The sequence below is a fragment of the Pseudomonas sp. B111 genome, from assembly GCF_026428275.1.
Taxonomy (GTDB): Bacteria; Pseudomonadota; Gammaproteobacteria; order Pseudomonadales; family Pseudomonadaceae; genus Pseudomonas; species Pseudomonas aeruginosa.
Map to the genome: position 1 here is coordinate 1881525 of NZ_CP097857.1, position 19227 is coordinate 1900751.

A 19227-nucleotide genomic window follows, 5' to 3' on the forward strand; every position below is an offset into this window, starting at 1 on the left:
ATTTATCCCCAAAAATACTCTCACCCCTTCAACAGGGTTCTATTCGATTGTTCTGCGTGGTACGCCATGCTAGTAGCAAAGCGCCTGCAGATAATCATTCAGTACGTTTGACATATATTCTACCAACATCTTCCAACGCGGAAAGGGTGCTCTTGCGGGGTTCCCAACCAAGCAAAAGCCTACCTTTCGACGAGTCGACCTCTAGTGAGCAGCATAACTGAGTGTATAACCCACCCTTTCCTACTAATTTAAGAAACCTCAGAATAAACCTAGGAACAGGCCACATGATGGGGCGACGCCCCATTCCCGCAGCAAGCGCAGTCACCAGTTGCTTGGTAGAAATCTCCTGACCATCGGATACCAAAAACAGTTCGCCGGCAGCAGAAGGGTGCGTCATACAGCAAGCTAGAAAGTCAACTAAATTATCCAGAGAAACAAAACTTCGTCGGTTATCTATGCAACCAAATGGAAGAGGAAGTCCCGAAGCAACCAGCTTCAACAATCGCGAGAAATTTCCAGGAGCATTCCAGTCGTAAACGAGTGGAGGCCTGACGATAACAAGTTCTGTTGAGGACTGCTTGAAAAGCTCCCGAAGCGCTACTTCAGCCTCAAACTTTGAAATCGCATATTCTGCATGAGGAGCCGGCTTGGAGTTCTCATCGAAGGGCTTTTCTTTGGTTAAAGCGCCATTTACACCAATAGAACTAACAAAAATGAAACGCTTTACAGATGCTTCGATCGCCTGCCGAGCAAGCGCCAGAGTAGCATCGCGATTCACCTTCCGAAAAATATCTAGTGAATCACGCTGCCTTCCAAAGATATGGGCTCGTCCAGCTAGATGAACTACACATTCAACACCCCGCAGCGCAGCATCAAGCTTAGTGCTCTCTTTCAGCTCCGCTCGAACATACTCAACCCCCGTAACAGGATTGCACAGGGATCGTACTTGTCCGACAACCTGAAAGGGGCCGGCAGCAAGCGACCTGCAAAGCGCACTCCCGACAAAACCGCTAGCCCCGGTTACCAGCACCTTCATCATATTTTCGACTCAGACAGAAGCGGTCGAACACAGGCAGCGAATTTTTCCAATGAAATATATTCAGAATAATTTTGCTGAAGGACACTCCGCGGGACTCCGCCTAAACTAGACAAGTCGAGTTCACAAATCTCATCGATCAATCTTGCCAAAGCAACCGGATCATTCGGCGGACAGTTCCAACCGATTCCGGTCTCATCTATTATACGGGAGATTTCAGCCCCTTTTTCCATGACAGCTAGAATCGGTTTGTCTGCTGCCATGGAGAAATATGCCTTGCTGGGAACCCCAAGCCCGAACATTCCTTCTTCTAAGGTAACTAAGGCAACGTCACAGGCAGCCAAACCAAAATTCTTTTCGGCTAATGGCAGCCTTCCAAAATACCTCAACCGAGCACGCTGATCTTCCAGCGCGTGTTTTTTTACACTGTCGACCAAGGCACCATCTCCAATAAAAGCAAAAGCCGCCTTCTCGTTTTTAACCAACTGAATAGCAGAAAGTATGTTTTCTATACCTTGTAATCGACCGACATTACCAAAAAATTGGAAAACCTTTTTACCTTTCCATTCAGGAATATTGATAAAAGGAGCATCCTCTCTCGGTACTGGGAAAACCTCTTTCTCACAGGCCCAATTCGAAATAAAGACCAAAGATCGCGGGTCATACACCTTCTCTTTCATAAGAGCTTCCATATCGCGCCCTATTACGACTAGACGATCAGCGGATGAGTAAATGAAAGAAAAGAGACGACGTAGAAGCCGGTAGGCAATACTATCTTTCTTCAGAACGCCCGCCGGCACCAAGTTCTCGGGAAACACATCATGCACCAGCAGCACCCACTTGAAACCGAGGGCATACCTTAGCAAGGGAAACGTCATCAGTAGAAGAGCAGGGTTGGTTCCACTCAATACCACATCTCCTCGTCTGGCACGAGAAGTCAATTTTACTGAGAACAGAAACGCCTGAAAAATCTGCGCTAATCCTCTAGAAAGGAGCCTATTCTTATTGCTCCTCGGAAACTTAAAGCATTCTTGCTCAACGGAAGGTGAAACCACAGGCGGGGTTTCACCTGCGGTCAGCGGGAAAATTACGGTTAGCCCACCAAACTCCCGCTGCATCTTTCCTATTATCTTCTCCCAATAGTATCCCGTGGAGTTCTGATTGGCACCGACATACTCAGAAACCACAAATATCCTTGCCATCAACTCCACGCCTCAAGTTAATATTTTTTCCAGACAGTTCGCATGACATAGTCCCGATAGCTATGAACTATGCGAACAATCTTTTCAGAAACGTTGGGCATGCTATAGTCAGCGACCAAGCGTAACATGCGCTCTGCGTCGCGCCTCTGTCCCTCCAACACCTCGAGTGCTTGTAGTACTCGATCCGAATCCAGTCCGACCATCATCACCACAGCCTCTTCCATGCCTTCTGGGCGTTCATGAGCCTCACGAATATTCAAAGCGGGAAAATTCAGTATTGAAGACTCCTCACTGATGGTCCCACTGTCAGAAATAACTGCCTTGGCTGTAATTTGCAGTTTATTGTAATCCTTAAAGCCGAGGGGTTTCAGCAGTTTAATACCCTCGTGAAACTTTGCCTCCGTCGCCTCAATTCTCTTTTTTGTTCTAGGGTGAGTTGATACGATGACGGGCAGCGAGTACTTTTCTGCCACAGCGTTGAGCATAGAAACCAACTTCAAGAAATTCTTATCCGAATCTATGTTTTCCTCTCGGTGCGCACTCACGACAAAGAACCGCTCTGTTTTCAACCCGAGCCTTTCAAGAATATCGGAGGACTCGATCCCGTCACGATAGTGCTCGAGAACTTCGAACATAGGGCTACCAGTCTTGATAACCATGTCTGGAGAAAGTCCTTCACGCAAGAGATAATCACGCGCAATTGTACTATAGGTCAAATTTACATCAGCTGTATGATCGACAATGCGCCGATTTATCTCTTCAGGCACACGCATATCGAAACAGCGATTGCCTGCTTCCATATGAAAGGTCGGTATCTTACGCCGTTTTGCAGGCAGTACCGCCATACAACTATTGGTATCACCCAGCACGAGCAGCGCATCGGGATCTATTTCGCCCAGAACACGATCGACTGCGATTATTACATTCCCTATCGTTTCAGCCCCGGAAGACCCGGCGGCGTTTAGAAAATAATCCGGCTTTCTTATACCGAGGTCCTGAAAAAATATTTCATTAAGTTCGTAATCATAATTCTGTCCAGTATGGACAAGTACATGATCGCAGTACTGATCAAGCTTCGCCATGACCCTAGACAAGCGAATAATCTCAGGACGAGTTCCAACAACCGTAACGACTTTTAGCTTCTGCATTGTTATCTCACTATACCTTACGCACCTTCGCCTACTGAACAAGCGTAGGTATCCGGATTTTCCCGATCAAATACTTCGTTAGCCCACAACATGACTACCATATCGTCAGTTCCGACATTAGTAATGTCATGAGTCCATCCAGGTACTGTTTCGACAATTTCTGCCTTTTCACCATTAGTGCAAATTTCGTAAAATGCCCCGGTCAGGATGTTTCTAAACTTGAAACGTGCCATCCCTTTGATAACCAGAAACTTTTCGGTTTTCGAGTGATGGTAATGCCCGCCCCTGGTAACACCTGGATGAGCCGTAAAAAACGAGAACTGGCCAGAGTCCGCGGTCTTTAGCATCTCGACGAATGTGCCACGCGGATCCGAATGCATTGGCACGTCGTAACTAAAACTATCTTCTGGCAAGAAACTTAGATAAGTCGAGTACAAGGCGCGCGTCAATCCCGAGCCAACCCTTGCGGTAGTCAGTGACTTTCGACTATTACGAAACTCATACAATTGTTCTGCGAGCTCACCAACAGAAATCTGATACTGGGGCTCGACCTGTAGTGAAACTGCATTGGATAGCTTCCCATCCATGACTTTCATGAAGGTGCGAACCACATCATCTATGTATACAAGAGTGATCTCTGCCGAGGAATTGTTAATTTGAATCGGAATATCTCGAATAATATTATGACAAAAAGTCGCAACCGCTGAATTATAATTCGGACGCGACCATTTACCGAATACATTAGGAAGGCGAAATATGTAGACAGGACAACCAATATCCTCACCTAGCACTTGGAGATGCTCTTCTGCGGCTCGCTTGCTTAAACCGTACTCATTATCCACCTCAGCCTGAATGGATGAAGTATAAAGAAGTGGTATGGCTCGTCCATTGGACCTTACCGCCTCACACAGAGCATACGTGAGTTCGGAATTCCCGATCTTAAACTCTTCTGGTTTTTCCGGACGATTGACCCCGGCAAGATGAAAAATAAAATCGACGGAACGAATTAGCTCAGGCAAATTACCAACACTACTCTCGCGGGTGAATGGCACCACCTCGATACCACCCCGCTCTGCAAGATGAGCGCACAGATTCCTTCCAACAAATCCATTCGCGCCAGTTACAAGAACTTTCATCGTTTATTCCTCTGGACTGGCACTCTCGCCACGCTGAATAGCACGAATGAAATCCAACTTCAGCAACAGCTTTTTCATTCCTTCGATATCCAGACGTTTGGTATTATGAGAATTATAGTCCTCTGTATGAGTAATTTTTTCCTCGCCTTGCTCCACAAACTTACTATAGTTCAGATCACGCAAATCTGGGGGGATACGATAATAGTCACCCATGTCTTCAGCACAGGCCATTTCCTCTCGACTAAGAAGCGCCTCATAAAGCTTCTCTCCATGACGCGTACCTATTACATTGATAGGATAACCATTCTTGCCAAGCAATTGAGTAAGCGCATGAGCCAGCACCTCGATGGTTGCAGCCGGTGCTTTCTGTACAAAAAGATCTCCATTGGTACCATGCTCGAAAGCATAAAGCACAAGGTCTACGGCATCCGTAAGCGTCATCATGAAACGTGTCATGTTTGGATCAGTGATTGTGAGAGGCTGGCCTGATCGCATTTGCTCGATAAAGAGAGGAATGACCGAGCCCCTTGAAGCCATGACGTTACCATAACGGGTGCCACAAATTACGGTAGGAGTGCGTTCTAGGTTTCGAGACTTGGCGACCATGACCTTTTCCATCATGGCCTTTGAAATACCCATGGCATTGATTGGGTAAACTGCCTTATCCGTACTCAGACAAACGACTTTTTTGACGCCATTCTGGATAGCAGATTCGAGGACATTTTCCGTTCCGATGACATTGGTCTTCACAGCCTCCATCGGGTAGAACTCACAAGAGGGAACCTGTTTCAATGCAGCCGCATGGAAAATGTAGTCCACACCGCGAGTAGCATTCAGAGTGCTTTGATAGTCGCGGACATCTCCAATATAAAACCTCAACTTGGGGTGAGCATAGCACTTACGCATATCATCTTGCTTCTTCTCATCCCGACTGAATACACGTATTTCACCAATATCTGTATCCAGAAAACGCTTCAAAACGGCATTTCCAAAGGAACCAGTTCCACCGGTAATTAACAGAACAGAGTTCTTATCCATACACCACCTCTTTACTAATGTGTTCAACGTCCCTTTTCCGCCTCAAAATATAAAGAAAGCGAAAAACAACGAGCCAGAACAATGCAGCCCCTACCGGATGGAAAAGCCCACCGCCGCTAAAGACATAATTAACGAACCAGATTATAAATGCAGAGCATAAGAAGCCTAACTCTGTACAAGCTGTTTTTCTTCGCCGGAAGACAAGCAAAAATACAGAGTAGACAAAAAGCAACAATAGCAAAAGAACAGCCAAGCCACCAAAAATGAAACCATAGATGCAAAGCAGCTCGACAATACCATTGTGCGCCATTGGATATTGCGCATACCCTAGAACCCCCCCTCCCCCAAAAACGCCCGCGCCCAAAACAAGTATCTCGCTACCGTAGAAAGACAATGTTTCCAAAGGCAGTGCAGTTACCCGATCGAATATGGATTCGAAGAATGGAACATCTTGCGAGACTGAGGAATCGGAGGTGAGGAGCCCGACAATCAGTCGATGCACGGTTTCCAGACTGCCAGCCCCGAAGTCTGCAAGGAAAAATACAGATAAACCCAGCCCTGCAAGAAGGAAGGTGAAAAACAAGTATGTCTTTTTGATCAGTTTTAGCCAATAGGCAAAGAATAAGACAATGACGATATTGGCCAGAGCAGCTTTCTGCAGCGACAGCATCGCCCCCAAGCAAAGAAGAAGGAAACATACCACGCGCGCCCAACCCTTTAGATAAAAGAGTGAAGCAAGTGCGGGAACTCCTACCATAACACCATATGCGGTCAAACTTCCTACCAATGATGCAAAACGGGCGCCCCCAGCACGCTCACTGGCTTCAGCGAACCATTCTATAGGTCCAAATACATACTGCCAGAGAAAAGAAAGAGCCGCCAGACTGAAGAAAAATGAAATAAGTTGCATGGGCACTTTTAGATTATCTCTGGCAAGAACCATAGCAACAAAGAGAAGAGGTAATGATGCCCACAACCTGAAAATCCCTATGGAATAGTCTCCATATAGATCGAACCATAACACCGAAACGAGCGAGGCATACGTCCAGAAGAAAATAACAAATATACCTAATGCGCTATATTTAATATCCCTCCAGTTATTAATAAATAAGAGAAAAAACAGCCCACAAAACCCAGCAAGAACTAAATAATACGCACCGGATAGATTCCGGAGAATATGAAAGAGAAACACAAAAAGGAGAACCAGAGCAACGCTTCTCTGCTTCACGAGTACCACCCATCTTTGTTTGCTTTCTCTTTGGAAAGTTTCGACTTTCTATCGAGAACCCCCTTCCGATAGGATGAGGCCAAAACGAGCCTATAAGCAGCTCTAGAGTAGAGCCATCGAATAGAGTCCGTTTTCTCTAGAGAATGAATAAGAATATTTGAAAACTTTGACTCCAGCGCAAGACACAGCACTGCTCTGAATAGACTCTGAAACTTGCTTGACAAAGCAAAGCCCGGCTCCATCCATCGTATAGGACCAAGAGTCTCAAGGTCATCAGTTGTTGCAACTTTCATGAATTCCGGCATTCCGTCACGGGCGGCATGATAGTACTTGCGACAGAACTTCGAAATACTGCCTTCCGGTTCGACATGCTCGATTTCAGCCCGACAAGGAAGAACAGAATAACCAAGCTTGCCAACCCTTAACCCAAACTCCGTATCTTCAAAGCCGTACCCAACAAATCGCTCATCAAAAAGAGCATTATCTTGGAGCAGAATATCCCTCTCAGCGAGCATATTCATGGTAACAATAGTTTTATACCCCAAGGAGTTGGGCAGCGGCTTGTCAGCAGAGAAGTGACAACTATCCCTATAGCGATAGTAATTACTCGTCGACACCAATGAGCAAGAAAATCTGACACCACCGCACCAGATAACGCGTTCCCCCCTTCGAGAGTTAGCAGCGTTCAGAAAATTCGAGAGATGAGCAGGATCTGGCACACAATCATCATCAAGAAGCACTACGTAGCGCCCCTTCGCTAAACGAACGCCTTTATTTCGTTTTGCACTAGCCGAATTCAGCTCGGCCTGCTCAAGACGGACGTTGAAGCCCTGAACCGCTTCGAACTCGCGGACCACATCGGGTGTTTCATCACCACTATTACTGTCGACAACAATAACTTCAAAATCCTTAAAAGCCAGAGACTGCGCTACAAGGCCGGCCAGGACCAATTTTAGTTCCTTGGGACGACGCCAAGTACTAACGACGACACTCAACAACATCAAAGTCCCCTTTTCTCTCTCAACTTAACCGTGGCCAGGAAAAACATTCCCATCCCCAAAGAGACCTCTGTAACGACCAGCGTCCACGCTCCAAAAAGCTCATCCCCCCAAAGCGCCAAGAGGATAAATGTTAATACCCCGCCCAATTCCGCAAAAAAAATTGCTCGCAAATATACACCATCATACCCAGAAGGAACAAGAGTCAACCCTCCATACAGAACACCAATACAAGCAAACACTGGCACTATCGAAAACATTCTTATTACAACAGTTAGACCTCTGGACTGTTCCGGGAATAGGAGATATGAAATGTATTCAGAAAATAAGAAAAGAAATAAACAACTAGGAATAGCTATTAGTAACATCAGACCTAGCGCTTTCCTTCTTAAACTGCCGACTGCCGGGTCGGCACTCGCATACATCCTGCTAAAAGTCGGAAATAGAGCGCTAGCTATGGGTGAAGTAGCAGCCGCGATCCCGCGAAGGAATTTATCCGCAGTAGAAAGCACTCCGGCCGCGGAGGCTCCACCAACAACACCAACCGCCGCAACGAGCACTTGCATGTGCAAGCTAAGAAAAGCCAGAGAAAGAAAAGATCGAGCACCGTCACGCAATATATCGAGAATTCTGTCTTTCTCGAGAACCGGGCGCCACCGTATTCCCATAGAAAATAAAATACAACAGAGAGCACTTCCACCTATGACATAGGAAAAACCAAACCCCAACGAAGCCAGCACAAGGTCAGAATCCTTCGTGACAAAAAAAACGACCAATAGGAAATAAAATACCTTAGACAAAAAATTGGTAAGCGCCAACCATCCAAACAGCGCTCTTCCCTGAAAGAACCATACTGCTTGAAGATAATTTCCAACTACTGCCGGAAGAGCAGCCGCAACCAATACAAGCAAGGGGATTGGTAAAATAGAAGATACAGCCAAAATGGCCAGCACTAAAAGTGAAAGCAGCAACAATAAGAATCTAGCACTCTGTACAACAGAAAAGAAACTAGACAGTTCAACTTTGTTATCGATAATGGCAGCCTTTCTTGATCCTGCCAGAATAAATCCAAAGTCTACCAGTTGACATAGAATGACAGCCACGGCCTGGGCAATCACCAATTGGCCAAACGCTTCGCTTGACAATGTTCTCGTGAGAAAAGGAATCGCAGCAAGAGGCAAAAGATAGTTGCTGCCCATGGATATACCGGAGTAGAAAACGCCCCGCCTTATTGACATTCTACTCGATACCCCCTAATACAATTCAACAACTACAACAAGTAAACCCTGATGCCAGTAAGTGGCATCAGGGTTTAGATCAAAACTTAGCGAAGAGAGCCATCGCTACGAAGCTTCCTTATAAAACCAGCGAGCACTGCGAGTAGAATTCCAATTATCAATCCTGCCAAAGTACCTATAGTAACTATAAGAATCTTCTTCGGCTTAATGGGTTGATTTGAAAAAGAGAGTCCCTCGTCTTCCTTGTAGACAGCCACCGCATCAGAATCCACAGACAAACTGGAGTTCCAAGATAGTTTCTCTTGGAGAGTTCTCAACTCAGGAATGAATGGAGCATCTACACTACGCGACTCAAGATTGTTGATTTCAGCGCGCAGCGCCTTAGCTCCTCGCATGTACATCAAGTCACCATCCATGATCGAGGAGAGTTGTTGCTCGGACGCCCCTTCTATTAATGGCGGGCCATCTATCTTGAGCGACTCCGCAATCAGCAATGCCTCCTTCAAACGTGCAATTCTATCATCACGGCGGCCCTTCGCCATATTCTGCAGCACGGTTATGCGGCTCTGCATTGCAGCATTTCTTACCTGGAAATCTCTACCTGCACTATCAATAACCTCATGCACGGCCCGATCCGCAGCCAAACGCACGAAAGCTTGTGCCCATGTAGCAAGAACCTCTCGCTTCGTGCCCTCCACAATTACCGTATAACGGTCTGCATCTGGCTTGTTAGCAGGATCAATCTTTACCTCTTTGGAGAACTTCTTATAAAACTCCTCCTGCTCATCTTCGCTTTCCGCTCCCTCACCCACCTGGGGAAGGTATATCTTATAGAAGAACTCTTTTTTATTCTCATCCGAAAGCAGATTGCGCGAAAAGATCGCATAGATACTTCTAACAGTATATGCATCTAGGCCATTCTCCCTTCTACCAACATTGAAACCTTCGATAGACCCAAGAGCAGGAGGCACTACTGCAACCCTATATTCATATACAGGCTTACTCAGATACGCATAGGTAAAAGACCCGATTAATGCAAGAAGAGTAGTCAGAAGAATCAGAACCTTGTTAACCCAAAGCTCCTTGACCAGCTTCACCAGGTCAACCTCACCATCAGCCGTCATCAAAGAAGAATTCTGCTTATTCACATTCAGTCCATCATCAGTCCAATCGGAAACTCTATCAGGGGAAAAGCCCAACAAGATATATTGGACACCACGATCCCCGACAAGTTCTACACGGAAGGTTGTCTTGACGACTTATGATGCGCAAAGCCTGCAAAAACTCCAAAAAACCAACCGAGCAGACCGCCCGCAACAAACACCAATGAAAATAACAATGCACTCGGAATCGCAGGCGTCTCCCACCCCAAGAAGGAAAATTGGATAAGAGCACGATTTTCCAAAGTAAAAATAATTGCCGACAAGGCCACAACCACTATCAGTAGCCCAACAAGCATTCTTTTAAGCGTGCGCATGAATACCTCCATACCAAGCAGGTCAAGCCTCTAAACAGCCTTATTCCGGCTCGTTGACCCGATCCCGCAACTCCTTGCCCGGCTTGAAGTGCGGCACGAACTTGCCGTCGAGGCGTACCGACTCCCCGGTCTTGGGGTTGCGACCGACGCGCGGGGCGCGGTAGTGCAAGGAAAAGCTGCCGAAGCCACGGATCTCGATCCGGTCCCCGGTCGCCAGGGCCTGGGACATTTGCTCCAGCATGGTCTTGATTGCCAACTCGACATCCTTCGCGGACAGTTGCCCCTGATGGGTAACGATCCGTTCGATCAACTCCGACTTGGTCATGGTTTTCCCTTCTTTTTCAAGCGGCTAGATCAGCTCAGGTCTCTTTTAGCATGCTGATCAGTCTTTGAACAGGTCCAAGAAGGGGAAAACGAAAAAGGGCGGCCTAGGCCGCCCTTTTTCATGATGGATCAGAGACTTAGCCCTGATTCTCCATCTGAGCACGGATCAGATCACCGATGGTGGTCGGACCAGCGCTTTCTACTTCCTGCTTACGCAGTTCTTTCATTGCGTCCTTCTCGTCGTCGACGTCCTTGGACTTGACGGAGAGGCTGATGACGCGGCTCTTGCGGTCGATGCTGATGATCTTGGCTTCGACTTCCTCGCCTTCCTTCAGGACGTTGCGCGCGTCTTCGACGCGGTCACGGCTGATTTCGGAAGCCTTCAGGATACCTTCGATGTCGTCGCCCAGGCTGATGACAGCGCCTTTGGCGTCGACTTCCTTCACGGTACCGCGGACGATGCTGCCTTTCTCGTGCAGGGACGCGTAGTTGGAGAACGGATCGTCTTCCAGCTGCTTGATGCCCAGGGAGATGCGCTCGCGCTCCGGGTCGACCGACAGGATGACGGTTTCCAGCTCGTCGCCCTTCTTGAAGCGACGTACGGCTTCTTCGCCGACTTCGTTCCAGGAGATGTCGGACAGGTGGACCAGGCCGTCGATGCCGCCGTCCAGACCGATGAAGATACCGAAGTCGGTGATCGACTTGATGGTACCGGAGATACGGTCACCCTTGTTGAACTGGCTGGAGAAGTCTTCCCACGGGTTGGATTTGCACTGCTTGATACCCAGGGAGATACGACGACGCTCTTCGTCGATGTCCAGAACCTGAACTTCCACTTCGTCGCCAACCTGGACGACTTTCGACGGATGGATGTTCTTGTTGGTCCAGTCCATTTCGGAGACGTGTACCAGGCCTTCCACGCCCTCTTCCAGCTCGGCGAAGCAGCCGTAGTCGGTGAGGTTGGTGACGCGGGCCATGACGCGGGTGCCTTCCGGGTAACGCGCCTTGATGGCAACCCACGGGTCTTCGCCCAGTTGCTTCAGGCCCAGGGATACACGGTTGCGCTCGCGGTCGAACTTCAGGACCTTGACGTCGATCTCGTCGCCAACGTTGACGATCTCGGACGGATGCTTGATGCGCTTCCAGGCCATGTCGGTGATGTGCAGCAGGCCGTCTACGCCGCCCAGGTCCACGAATGCGCCGTAGTCGGTGAGGTTCTTGACGATACCCTTGACCTGCTGGCCTTCCTGCAGCGATTCCAGCAGAGCTTCACGCTCGGCGCTGTTCTCGGCTTCCAGGACGCTGCGGCGGGAAACGACAACGTTGTTGCGCTTCTGGTCGAGCTTGATGACCTTGAACTCGAGCTCTTTGCCTTCCAGGTGGGTGGTGTCGCGAACCGGACGCACGTCGACCAGCGAACCCGGCAGGAACGCGCGGATGCCGTTGACGTCGACGGTGAAACCGCCCTTGACCTTGCCGTTGATGACGCCCTTGACCACTTCGTCGGCAGCGAAAGCCGCTTCCAGAACAATCCAGCTCTCGGCGCGCTTGGCTTTCTCGCGGGACAGCTTGGTCTCGCCAAAGCCGTCTTCTACCGCGTCCAGTGCGACGTGGACTTCGTCACCCACCTTGATGGTCAGTTCGCCCTGTTCGTTGTAGAACTGCTCGACCGGGATGACGCCCTCGGATTTCAGACCGGCATGGACGGTGACCCAGTCACCATCGATGTCGACCACGATGCCGGTGATGATGGCACCCGGCTGCATGTCGAGGGATTTCAGACTTTCTTCAAAGAGTTCTGCGAAGCTTTCGCTCATGTTCATACCTGTAGTCAAAGGCCCGGAAGGGCCCGATTCCGCATCACCAGCCAATGCGGTCAAGTCATTAAATGAAGCCGCAGGACAATTTGCTGGTTTCCTGCTAGCTTCTGATTGCACTCCCGAATGGGAATGCCCAGTTGGGTTGTTCTGCGATGGCGCCAGGCAAGTCGGGAGGCAACCCTCGCCGCACCTGCAAAACGCCACAACATAAGGTCTGGAATATTAGCAACCAGGCCCTGTATCGTCAATTCCCGCGCCGAAACCTCAGACGTCCCAGCCCTGCCGCTCGCAGTGCCGGATGATCGTCTCGACCACCGCCTCGATGCTCATTTCGGTGGAGTCCAGCAGGATCGCGTCATCGGCCGGTTTCAGCGGCGCGACCGCGCGCTGGCTGTCGCGCTCGTCGCGCTCGCGGATTTCTTCCAGCAAGGCAGACTGGTCGACATCCGCGCCCTTCGCCTTCAACTGCAGGTAGCGTCGACGCGCACGCTCCTCCGCCGAGGCGGTGAGGAAGATCTTCAGAGGCGCATCGGGAAACACCACGGTGCCCATGTCGCGGCCGTCGGCCACCAACCCCGGCGCTTCGAGGAACGCCCGCTGGCGCTGCAGCAACGCATCGCGCACGGCCGGTAAGGCGGCGACCTGTGAGGCGCCGGCACCGACCTGCTCGGTACGGATCACATCGGTCACTTCCTCGCCTTCGAGAATGATGCGCTGCCCATGGCTGCCATCGGCAGCGACGAACTGCACATCGAGGTGCGCAGCCAGGACCTTCAGCGCCTCTTCATTGGTCAGGTCGACACCATGGTTGACCGCGGCGAACGCCAACAGCCGATAAAGCGCCCCGGAATCCAGCAGGTTCCAGCCCAGGCGCCGGGCGAGCAGCCCGGCGACCGTGCCCTTGCCGGCGCCACTGGGGCCATCGATGGCGAGCATCGGTACAGCGCCGTTCATCAATTGTTCTCCACGGCGACCCGGATACCGGTCTGGGCACACAGGGCGAGGAAGTTGGGGAAGGAGGTGGCGACGTTGGCGCAATCGTGGATGCGGATCGGCCCGCTGGCGCGCAGCGAAGCGACGCTGAAGGACATGGCGATACGGTGGTCGCCGTGCGCCCAGACTTCGCCGCCACCGAACGCACCACCCTCGATGACGATGCCATCCGGGGTCGGCTCGGCCTTCACGCCCAGGGCCTTCAGGCCGTCGGCCATGACCTGGATACGGTCCGACTCCTTGACCCGCAGCTCTTCGGCGCCACGCAGGACGGTGCGCCCCTCGGCGCAGGCGGCAGCCACGAAGAGTACCGGGAACTCGTCGATGGCCAGTGGCACCAGGTCCTCGGGAATGTCGATGCCCTTGAGCCGCGCGGAGCGCACGCGGATGTCGGCGACCGGCTCGCCGCCGACCTCGCGCTGGTTTTCCAGGCTCAGGTCACCACCCATCAGGCGCAGGATCTCGATGACGCCGACGCGCGTCGGGTTGATGCCGACGTGCTGCAGGACCAGTTCCGAACCTTCGGCGATACTGGCGGCAACCAGGAAGAAGGCTGCCGAGGAAATGTCGGCCGGGACCTCGATATGGGTGGCGCTCAACTTATGCCCGGATTCGACCTTGGCGGTGCTGCCCTCGACCTCCACCGGATAGCCGAAGCCGCGCAGCATGCGCTCGGTGTGGTCGCGGGTCGGCGCCGGCTCGGTGACCGAGGTCTCACCCGCGGCGTAGAGCCCGGCGAGCAACAGGCAGGACTTCACCTGGGCGCTGGCCATCGGCATGTCGTAATGCATACCGGTGAGGCGCTGGCCGCCGCGAATGGTCATCGGCGGACGGCCTTCCGGCCCCGTCTCGATTACCGCGCCCATTTCGCGCAGCGGCTTGGCTACGCGATTCATCGGCCGCTTGGAAAGGGAAGCGTCGCCGGTCAGGGTGCTGTCGAACGGCTGGGCCGCCAGCAGACCGCTGAGCAGACGCATGGAAGTACCGGAGTTACCCAGGTAGATCGGCCCAGGCGGCGCCTTGAGGCCGTGCAGGCCAACGCCATGGACGGTGACGCGGCCGTTCTGCGGCCCCTCGATCACCACTCCCATGTCGCGGAACGCCTGGATGGTTGCCAGTGCGTCCTCGCCCTCGAGGAAGCCCTCCACTTCGGTGGTGCCTTCGGCCAGGGAGCCGAGCATGATCGAGCGATGGGAGATCGACTTGTCGCCCGGTACCCGGATGGTTCCGGACAGGCTGCCGCCCGGCTGGGCCAGATAAATCAGGTCGTTGTTGTGCATGGCGTCCACATAGGCCCGACGGGCCAGGATTTTGCTGAAATGCTCACGGGCTACCCGGGCGCGCGTGAAAACGCCCAACAACTGGTGCCCGTCCCCAGTGTCGACGGCCTCGCGCAGCGCGTCGAGGTCGTCACGAAAAACATCCAGTGTACGCAGCACCGCCTCGCGATTGGCGAGAAAGATGTCGTGCCACATCACCGGGTCGCTGCCGGCGATCCGTGTGAAATCACGGAAACCGCCGGCGGCATAGCGGAAGATCTCCAGGTTCTCGCTGCGCTTGGCCAGGGAGTCGACCAGGGTGAAGGCCAGCAGGTGAGGCAGGTGGCTGGTGGCCGCCAGAACCTCGTCGTGATGCTCGACCTCCATGTGCTCGACGTCCGCGCCCAGCGCGCGCCACAGGCTGTCGACCAGCGCCAGCGCGTCGGCATCGGTCTCCGCGGAGGGCGTGAGAATCACCTTGTGCCGGCGGAACAGGGTCGCCTTCGCCGCGGTCACTCCGCTCTGCTCGGAACCCGCGATCGGATGCCCCGGTACCAGGTACCGCGGCATCCCGCCGAACGCGGCACGCGCGGCACGCACGATATTGCCCTTGGCGCTGCCAACGTCGGTCAATACAGCCTTGCCCAGATCGAGTTTCGCCAGGTCGGCCAGCACCCGTTCCATCGCCAGGATCGGCACCGCCAGCTGGATCACGTCGGCGCCGACGCAGGCGCGGCCAAGATCCTCCTCGCAACGGTCGACCACGCCGAGTTCCACCGCCAGGCGGCAAGACTCGGCATCCCGATCCACGCCGACCACTTCGCGGAACAACCCTTTGCTCCGCAACCCCTTGGCGAAGGAGCCGCCGATCAGGCCCAGCCCCACCACCACCAGGCGGCCCAGCTTAGGGGTCGACTGTTGCAGCGGCGTGACCTCAGTCATGCGCCAGCACCTTGCCCAGCGCCTGGAGGAAACGATCGTTCTCTTCCGGCAGCCCGATGGAGACGCGCAGGAAGGTCGGCATCCCGTAGCCAGCCACCGGACGCACGATCACGCCTTCGCGCAGCAGCGCCTGGTAAACCGGACCGGCATCACGAGCCAGATCCACGGCGATGAAGTTGCCCTTCGAGGGAATCCAGGACAGGCCCAACGCGTGAAAGCCATCCTCCAGCTGCGCCATGCCGGAATCGTTTAGGCGGCGACTCTGCGCCAGGTAGTCATGGTCATCCAGCGCCGCGCAGGCAGCCGCCAGGGCCAGGCTATTGACATTGAACGGCTGGCGCACGCGGTTGAGCACATCGGCCACCGCCTTGCTCGAAAGCGCGTAGCCGACCCGCAGCGAAGCCAGGCCATAGGCCTTGGAGAAGGTCCGCGAGACCAGCAGGTTGGGATGGTGCGCCAGGTAGTCCAGGCCATCGGGCAGCTCGTCGCCCTCGGCGTATTCGATATAGGCCTCGTCCAGCACCACCAGCACCTCCGCCGGCACCTGGGCGAGGAACCGCTCCAGGGCGTCCGCACCGAACCAGGTCCCGGTCGGGTTGTTCGGGTTGGCGACGAACACCACGCGAGTTTGCCTATCGATGGCGGCGAGCATCGCTTCCAGGTCATGCCCCCAGGCGCGCGCCTTGACCGCCCGCCCCTCGGCGCCCACGGCCTGGGTGGCGATCGGGTAGACGGCGAAGGCATGTTCGCTGAACACGGCGTTCAGACCAGGCGCGAGGTAGGCACGGGCGACCAGGTCGAGAATGTCGTTGGAGCCGTTGCCCAGGGTCACCTGCGCCGCATCCACCGCGCAACGCTCGGCCAGCTTGCGCTTGAGTTCGAAACCGTTGCCGTCAGGATAACGGGTCAGTTCCGCCAGTTCGGCGCGGATAGCCTCCAGCGCCTTTGGGCTCGCACCCAGCGGGTTCTCGTTGCTGGCGAGCTTGACGATCGCCGCAGGGTCGATGCCCAGCTCGCGGGCCAGTTCGTCCACCGGCTTGCCAGGGACGTAGGGCGACAGCTTTTGCACCCCCGGCTGGGCCAGGGCAAGGAAATCGGACATGGATAGTTCAGCCTCGACGCGGGACGGGGCATTCATCGATGACCCGTCTCTTCGGAATGACAGCGCGCTCAGAGCACCGCTTTCGGATAGGAGCCCAGGACCTTCAGGGCGACGGCTTCCTGGCCGATCTTCTCCAGGACGTCCTTGATCAGCGGTTCTTTATGGTGGCCGACGAAATCGATGAAGAACACGTAGGTCCATTTGCCGCTGCGCGACGGGCGGGTTTCGATGCGGGTCAGGTCGATACCGTTGTTGTGGAACGGTACCAGCAGCTCGTGCAGGGCTCCCGGCTTGTTGCGCATGGAAACGATGATCGAGGTCTTGTCGTCGCCGGTCGGCGGAACCTCCTGGTTGCCGATGATCAGGAAGCGCGTGGAGTTGTCCGGGCGGTCCTCGATCTTCTCGTGCAGCTTGCTCAGGTCGTACAGGCTGGCCGCCATGTCGCCGGCGATCGCCGCCGAATTCCACTCGCTCTTCACCCGCTTGGCCGCGTCGGCGTTGCTCGACACCGCCACCCGCTCGACGCTCGGGTAGTGCGAGTCCAGCCACTTGCGACATTGCGCGAGGGATTGGGCATGGGAATAGATCCGGGTGATGTTGTCGGTCTTGGTGGTTTCGCCGACCAGCAGGTGATGGTGGATACGCAACTCGACTTCGCCGCAGATCACCATGTCGTGCTCGAGGAAGCTGTCGAGGGTATGGTTGACCGCCCCCTCGGTGGAGTTTTCCACAGGCACCACGCCGAAGTTCACCGCGCCGGCGGCGACCTCGCGGAACACCTCGTCGATCGCCGCCATCGGCGTGCTGATCACCGCGTTGCCGAAATGCTTGAGTGCCGCGGCCTGGGTAAAGGTGCCCTCGGGTCCGAGATAGGCCACTTTCAGCGGCTGCTCAAGCGCCAGGCAGGACGACATGATCTCGCGGAACAGCCGCGCGACCTCTTCGTTGTCCAGCGGCCCCTTGTTCAATTGCATGATGTGCTTGAGCACCCAGGCTTCGCGCTCGGGACGGTAGAACACCGGCGCCTCGCCCTCGCCCAGGGTTTGGGTCTTCACTCGCGCCACGTCCTGGGCGCAACGGGCACGCTCGCTGATCAGCTCGAGCAACTTCTCGTCGAGGCTGTCGATGCGCAGGCGCAAGGCCTTGAGCTGGTCCTGGTCCGCCATCAGCCGTGCTCCTTCTCGAACTCCGCCATGTATGCGACCAGCGCCTCGACCGCGTCCAGGCCAAGGGCGTTGTAGATGGAAGCGCGCATGCCGCCGACCGAGCGGTGGCCTTTCAGGTTGAGCAGCCCGCGCGCCTCGGCGCCTTCCAGGAACGGCTTGTCGAGACGCTCGTCGGCCAGGCGGAACGGCACGTTCATCCAGGAGCGGGCGCTCGGCTGGATCGGGTTGGTGTAAAAGTCGCTGGCATCGATGGTCTTGTACAGCAGGTCCTTCTTGGCGCGGTTGCGCTGCTCCATCGCGGTCACCCCGCCCTGCTCCTTCAGCCATTCGAAGACCAGGCCGGACAGGTACCAGGAGTAGGTCGCCGGGGTGTTGTACATGGAACCGTTGTCCGCGGCGATCTTGTAGTTGAGCATGGTCGGGCAGACGCTGCGGGCGCGGCCGAGCAGGTCTTCGCGAACGATCACCACCACCAGGCCGGACGGGCCGATGTTCTTCTGCGCCCCGGCATAGATCAGGCCGAAGCGGGACACGTCGAGCGGGCGCGAGAGGATATCGGAGGACATGTCGGTGACCAGCGGCACGTCGCCGGTCTCGGGAATCCAGTCGAACTCGAGGCCGCCGATGGTCTCGTTGGAGGCGTAGTGCACATAGGCCGCGTCCTTGGTCAGCGTCCACTCGTTCTGACCCGGAATGGCGAAGTAGTCGTACTCCTTGGCGCTGGCCGCGACGTTCACGGTGCCATAGCGACGAGCCTCCTCGATGGCCTTCTTCGACCAGATACCGGTATCGATATAGTCGGCGACGCCATCTTCGGGCAGCAGGTTCAGCGGAATCTCGGCGAACTGCTGGCTGGCGCCGCCCTGCAGGAACAGCACCTTGTAGTCCGAGGGAATGTCGAGCAGGTCGCGCAGGTCCTGCTCGGCCTTGCTGGCGATGGCCACGTAGTCATCACTACGGTGGCTCATTTCCATGACCGAAAGGCCCTTGCCCCGCCAGTCGAGAAGCTCGGCCTGGGCACGTTGCAGAACTGCGTCGGGAAGCGCCGCGGGACCGGCGCAGAAATTGAAGGCTCGCTTGCTCACATCCACTCTCGCTATAGGTAGGGCGGATAGCCGTG

General features: G+C 54.2%; 17 protein-coding genes. All 17 read right to left on the minus strand.

What is annotated here, in order from left to right:
• Positions 1 to 94: 94 nt before the first annotated feature.
• The 17 genes from M6E97_RS08975 to serC all read right to left on the minus strand — a co-directional run bounded on the left by M6E97_RS08975 (position 95) and on the right by serC (position 19192).
• A complete protein-coding gene (locus M6E97_RS08975) occupies positions 95 to 1036 on the minus strand; it encodes an NAD-dependent epimerase/dehydratase family protein (RefSeq protein ID WP_099319968.1) in 942 nt (313 codons plus the stop codon).
• Positions 1036 to 2238 carry a glycosyltransferase family 4 protein gene (locus tag M6E97_RS08980; protein ID WP_071534419.1) on the minus strand — a complete coding sequence of 401 codons (1203 nt, stop codon included), beginning with the start codon at positions 2236 to 2238 and terminating at the stop codon, positions 1036 to 1038. The genes M6E97_RS08975 and M6E97_RS08980 overlap by 1 nt, the downstream gene beginning before the upstream one ends.
• Positions 2239 to 2255: 17 nt before the next feature.
• Positions 2256 to 3386 carry a non-hydrolyzing UDP-N-acetylglucosamine 2-epimerase gene (gene wecB, locus M6E97_RS08985; RefSeq protein WP_003091435.1) on the minus strand — a complete coding sequence of 377 codons (1131 nt, stop codon included), beginning with the start codon at positions 3384 to 3386 and terminating at the stop codon, positions 2256 to 2258.
• A gap of 17 nt (positions 3387 to 3403) precedes the next feature.
• On the minus strand, positions 3404 to 4522 hold the full coding sequence (wbjC, locus tag M6E97_RS08990) for a UDP-2-acetamido-2,6-beta-L-arabino-hexul-4-ose reductase (protein WP_003091436.1): 1119 nt from the start codon (positions 4520 to 4522) through the stop codon (positions 3404 to 3406).
• Between the two features lie 3 nt (positions 4523 to 4525).
• Positions 4526 to 5560, minus strand: coding sequence for a polysaccharide biosynthesis protein (locus tag M6E97_RS08995; protein ID WP_023093913.1), 1035 nt, complete (start codon positions 5558 to 5560; stop codon positions 4526 to 4528).
• Entirely contained in the window at positions 5553 to 6788 is a 1236-nt protein-coding gene (locus tag M6E97_RS09000) for a hypothetical protein (RefSeq protein ID WP_023093912.1), read from the minus strand. Before M6E97_RS09000 ends, M6E97_RS08995 begins: the two co-directional genes overlap by 8 nt.
• On the minus strand, positions 6785 to 7789 hold the full coding sequence (locus M6E97_RS09005; RefSeq protein WP_003130527.1) for a glycosyltransferase family 2 protein: 1005 nt from the start codon (positions 7787 to 7789) through the stop codon (positions 6785 to 6787). Before M6E97_RS09005 ends, M6E97_RS09000 begins: the two co-directional genes overlap by 4 nt.
• Positions 7789 to 9024 (minus strand): oligosaccharide flippase family protein, encoded by a 1236-nt coding sequence (locus tag M6E97_RS09010; protein ID WP_015502630.1) that lies wholly within the window; start codon positions 9022 to 9024, stop codon positions 7789 to 7791. The genes M6E97_RS09005 and M6E97_RS09010 overlap by 1 nt, the downstream gene beginning before the upstream one ends.
• 86 nt (positions 9025 to 9110) lie before the next feature.
• Entirely contained in the window at positions 9111 to 10172 is a 1062-nt protein-coding gene (locus M6E97_RS09015) for a Wzz/FepE/Etk N-terminal domain-containing protein (RefSeq protein WP_003091440.1), read from the minus strand.
• An 86-nt stretch (positions 10173 to 10258) separates the two neighbouring features.
• A complete protein-coding gene (locus M6E97_RS09020) occupies positions 10259 to 10501 on the minus strand; it encodes a lipopolysaccharide assembly protein LapA domain-containing protein (RefSeq protein ID WP_071534085.1) in 243 nt (80 codons plus the stop codon).
• A gap of 40 nt (positions 10502 to 10541) precedes the next feature.
• Positions 10542 to 10826 carry an integration host factor subunit beta gene (gene ihfB / locus M6E97_RS09025; RefSeq protein WP_003091441.1) on the minus strand — a complete coding sequence of 95 codons (285 nt, stop codon included), beginning with the start codon at positions 10824 to 10826 and terminating at the stop codon, positions 10542 to 10544.
• Positions 10827 to 10962: 136 nt separating this feature from the next.
• A complete protein-coding gene (gene rpsA / locus M6E97_RS09030; RefSeq protein WP_003091442.1) occupies positions 10963 to 12642 on the minus strand; it encodes a 30S ribosomal protein S1 in 1680 nt (559 codons plus the stop codon).
• Positions 12643 to 12909: 267 nt separating this feature from the next.
• A complete protein-coding gene (gene cmk / locus M6E97_RS09035) occupies positions 12910 to 13599 on the minus strand; it encodes a (d)CMP kinase (RefSeq protein WP_003091443.1) in 690 nt (229 codons plus the stop codon).
• Complete coding sequence (locus tag M6E97_RS09040; protein ID WP_023091538.1) at positions 13599 to 15839, minus strand: bifunctional prephenate dehydrogenase/3-phosphoshikimate 1-carboxyvinyltransferase; 2241 nt, start codon at positions 15837 to 15839, stop codon at positions 13599 to 13601. The genes cmk and M6E97_RS09040 overlap by 1 nt, the downstream gene beginning before the upstream one ends.
• Positions 15832 to 16941 (minus strand): histidinol-phosphate transaminase, encoded by a 1110-nt coding sequence (gene hisC / locus M6E97_RS09045; RefSeq protein ID WP_003130520.1) that lies wholly within the window; start codon positions 16939 to 16941, stop codon positions 15832 to 15834. The genes M6E97_RS09040 and hisC overlap by 8 nt, the downstream gene beginning before the upstream one ends.
• Positions 16942 to 17009: 68 nt before the next feature.
• Positions 17010 to 18107 (minus strand): prephenate dehydratase, encoded by a 1098-nt coding sequence (gene pheA / locus M6E97_RS09050; RefSeq protein WP_003091446.1) that lies wholly within the window; start codon positions 18105 to 18107, stop codon positions 17010 to 17012.
• Positions 18107 to 19192, minus strand: a complete 1086-nt coding sequence (gene serC / locus M6E97_RS09055) for a 3-phosphoserine/phosphohydroxythreonine transaminase (RefSeq protein ID WP_003111764.1) — start codon at positions 19190 to 19192, stop codon at positions 18107 to 18109. The genes pheA and serC overlap by 1 nt, the downstream gene beginning before the upstream one ends.
• Positions 19193 to 19227 lie beyond the last annotated feature (35 nt).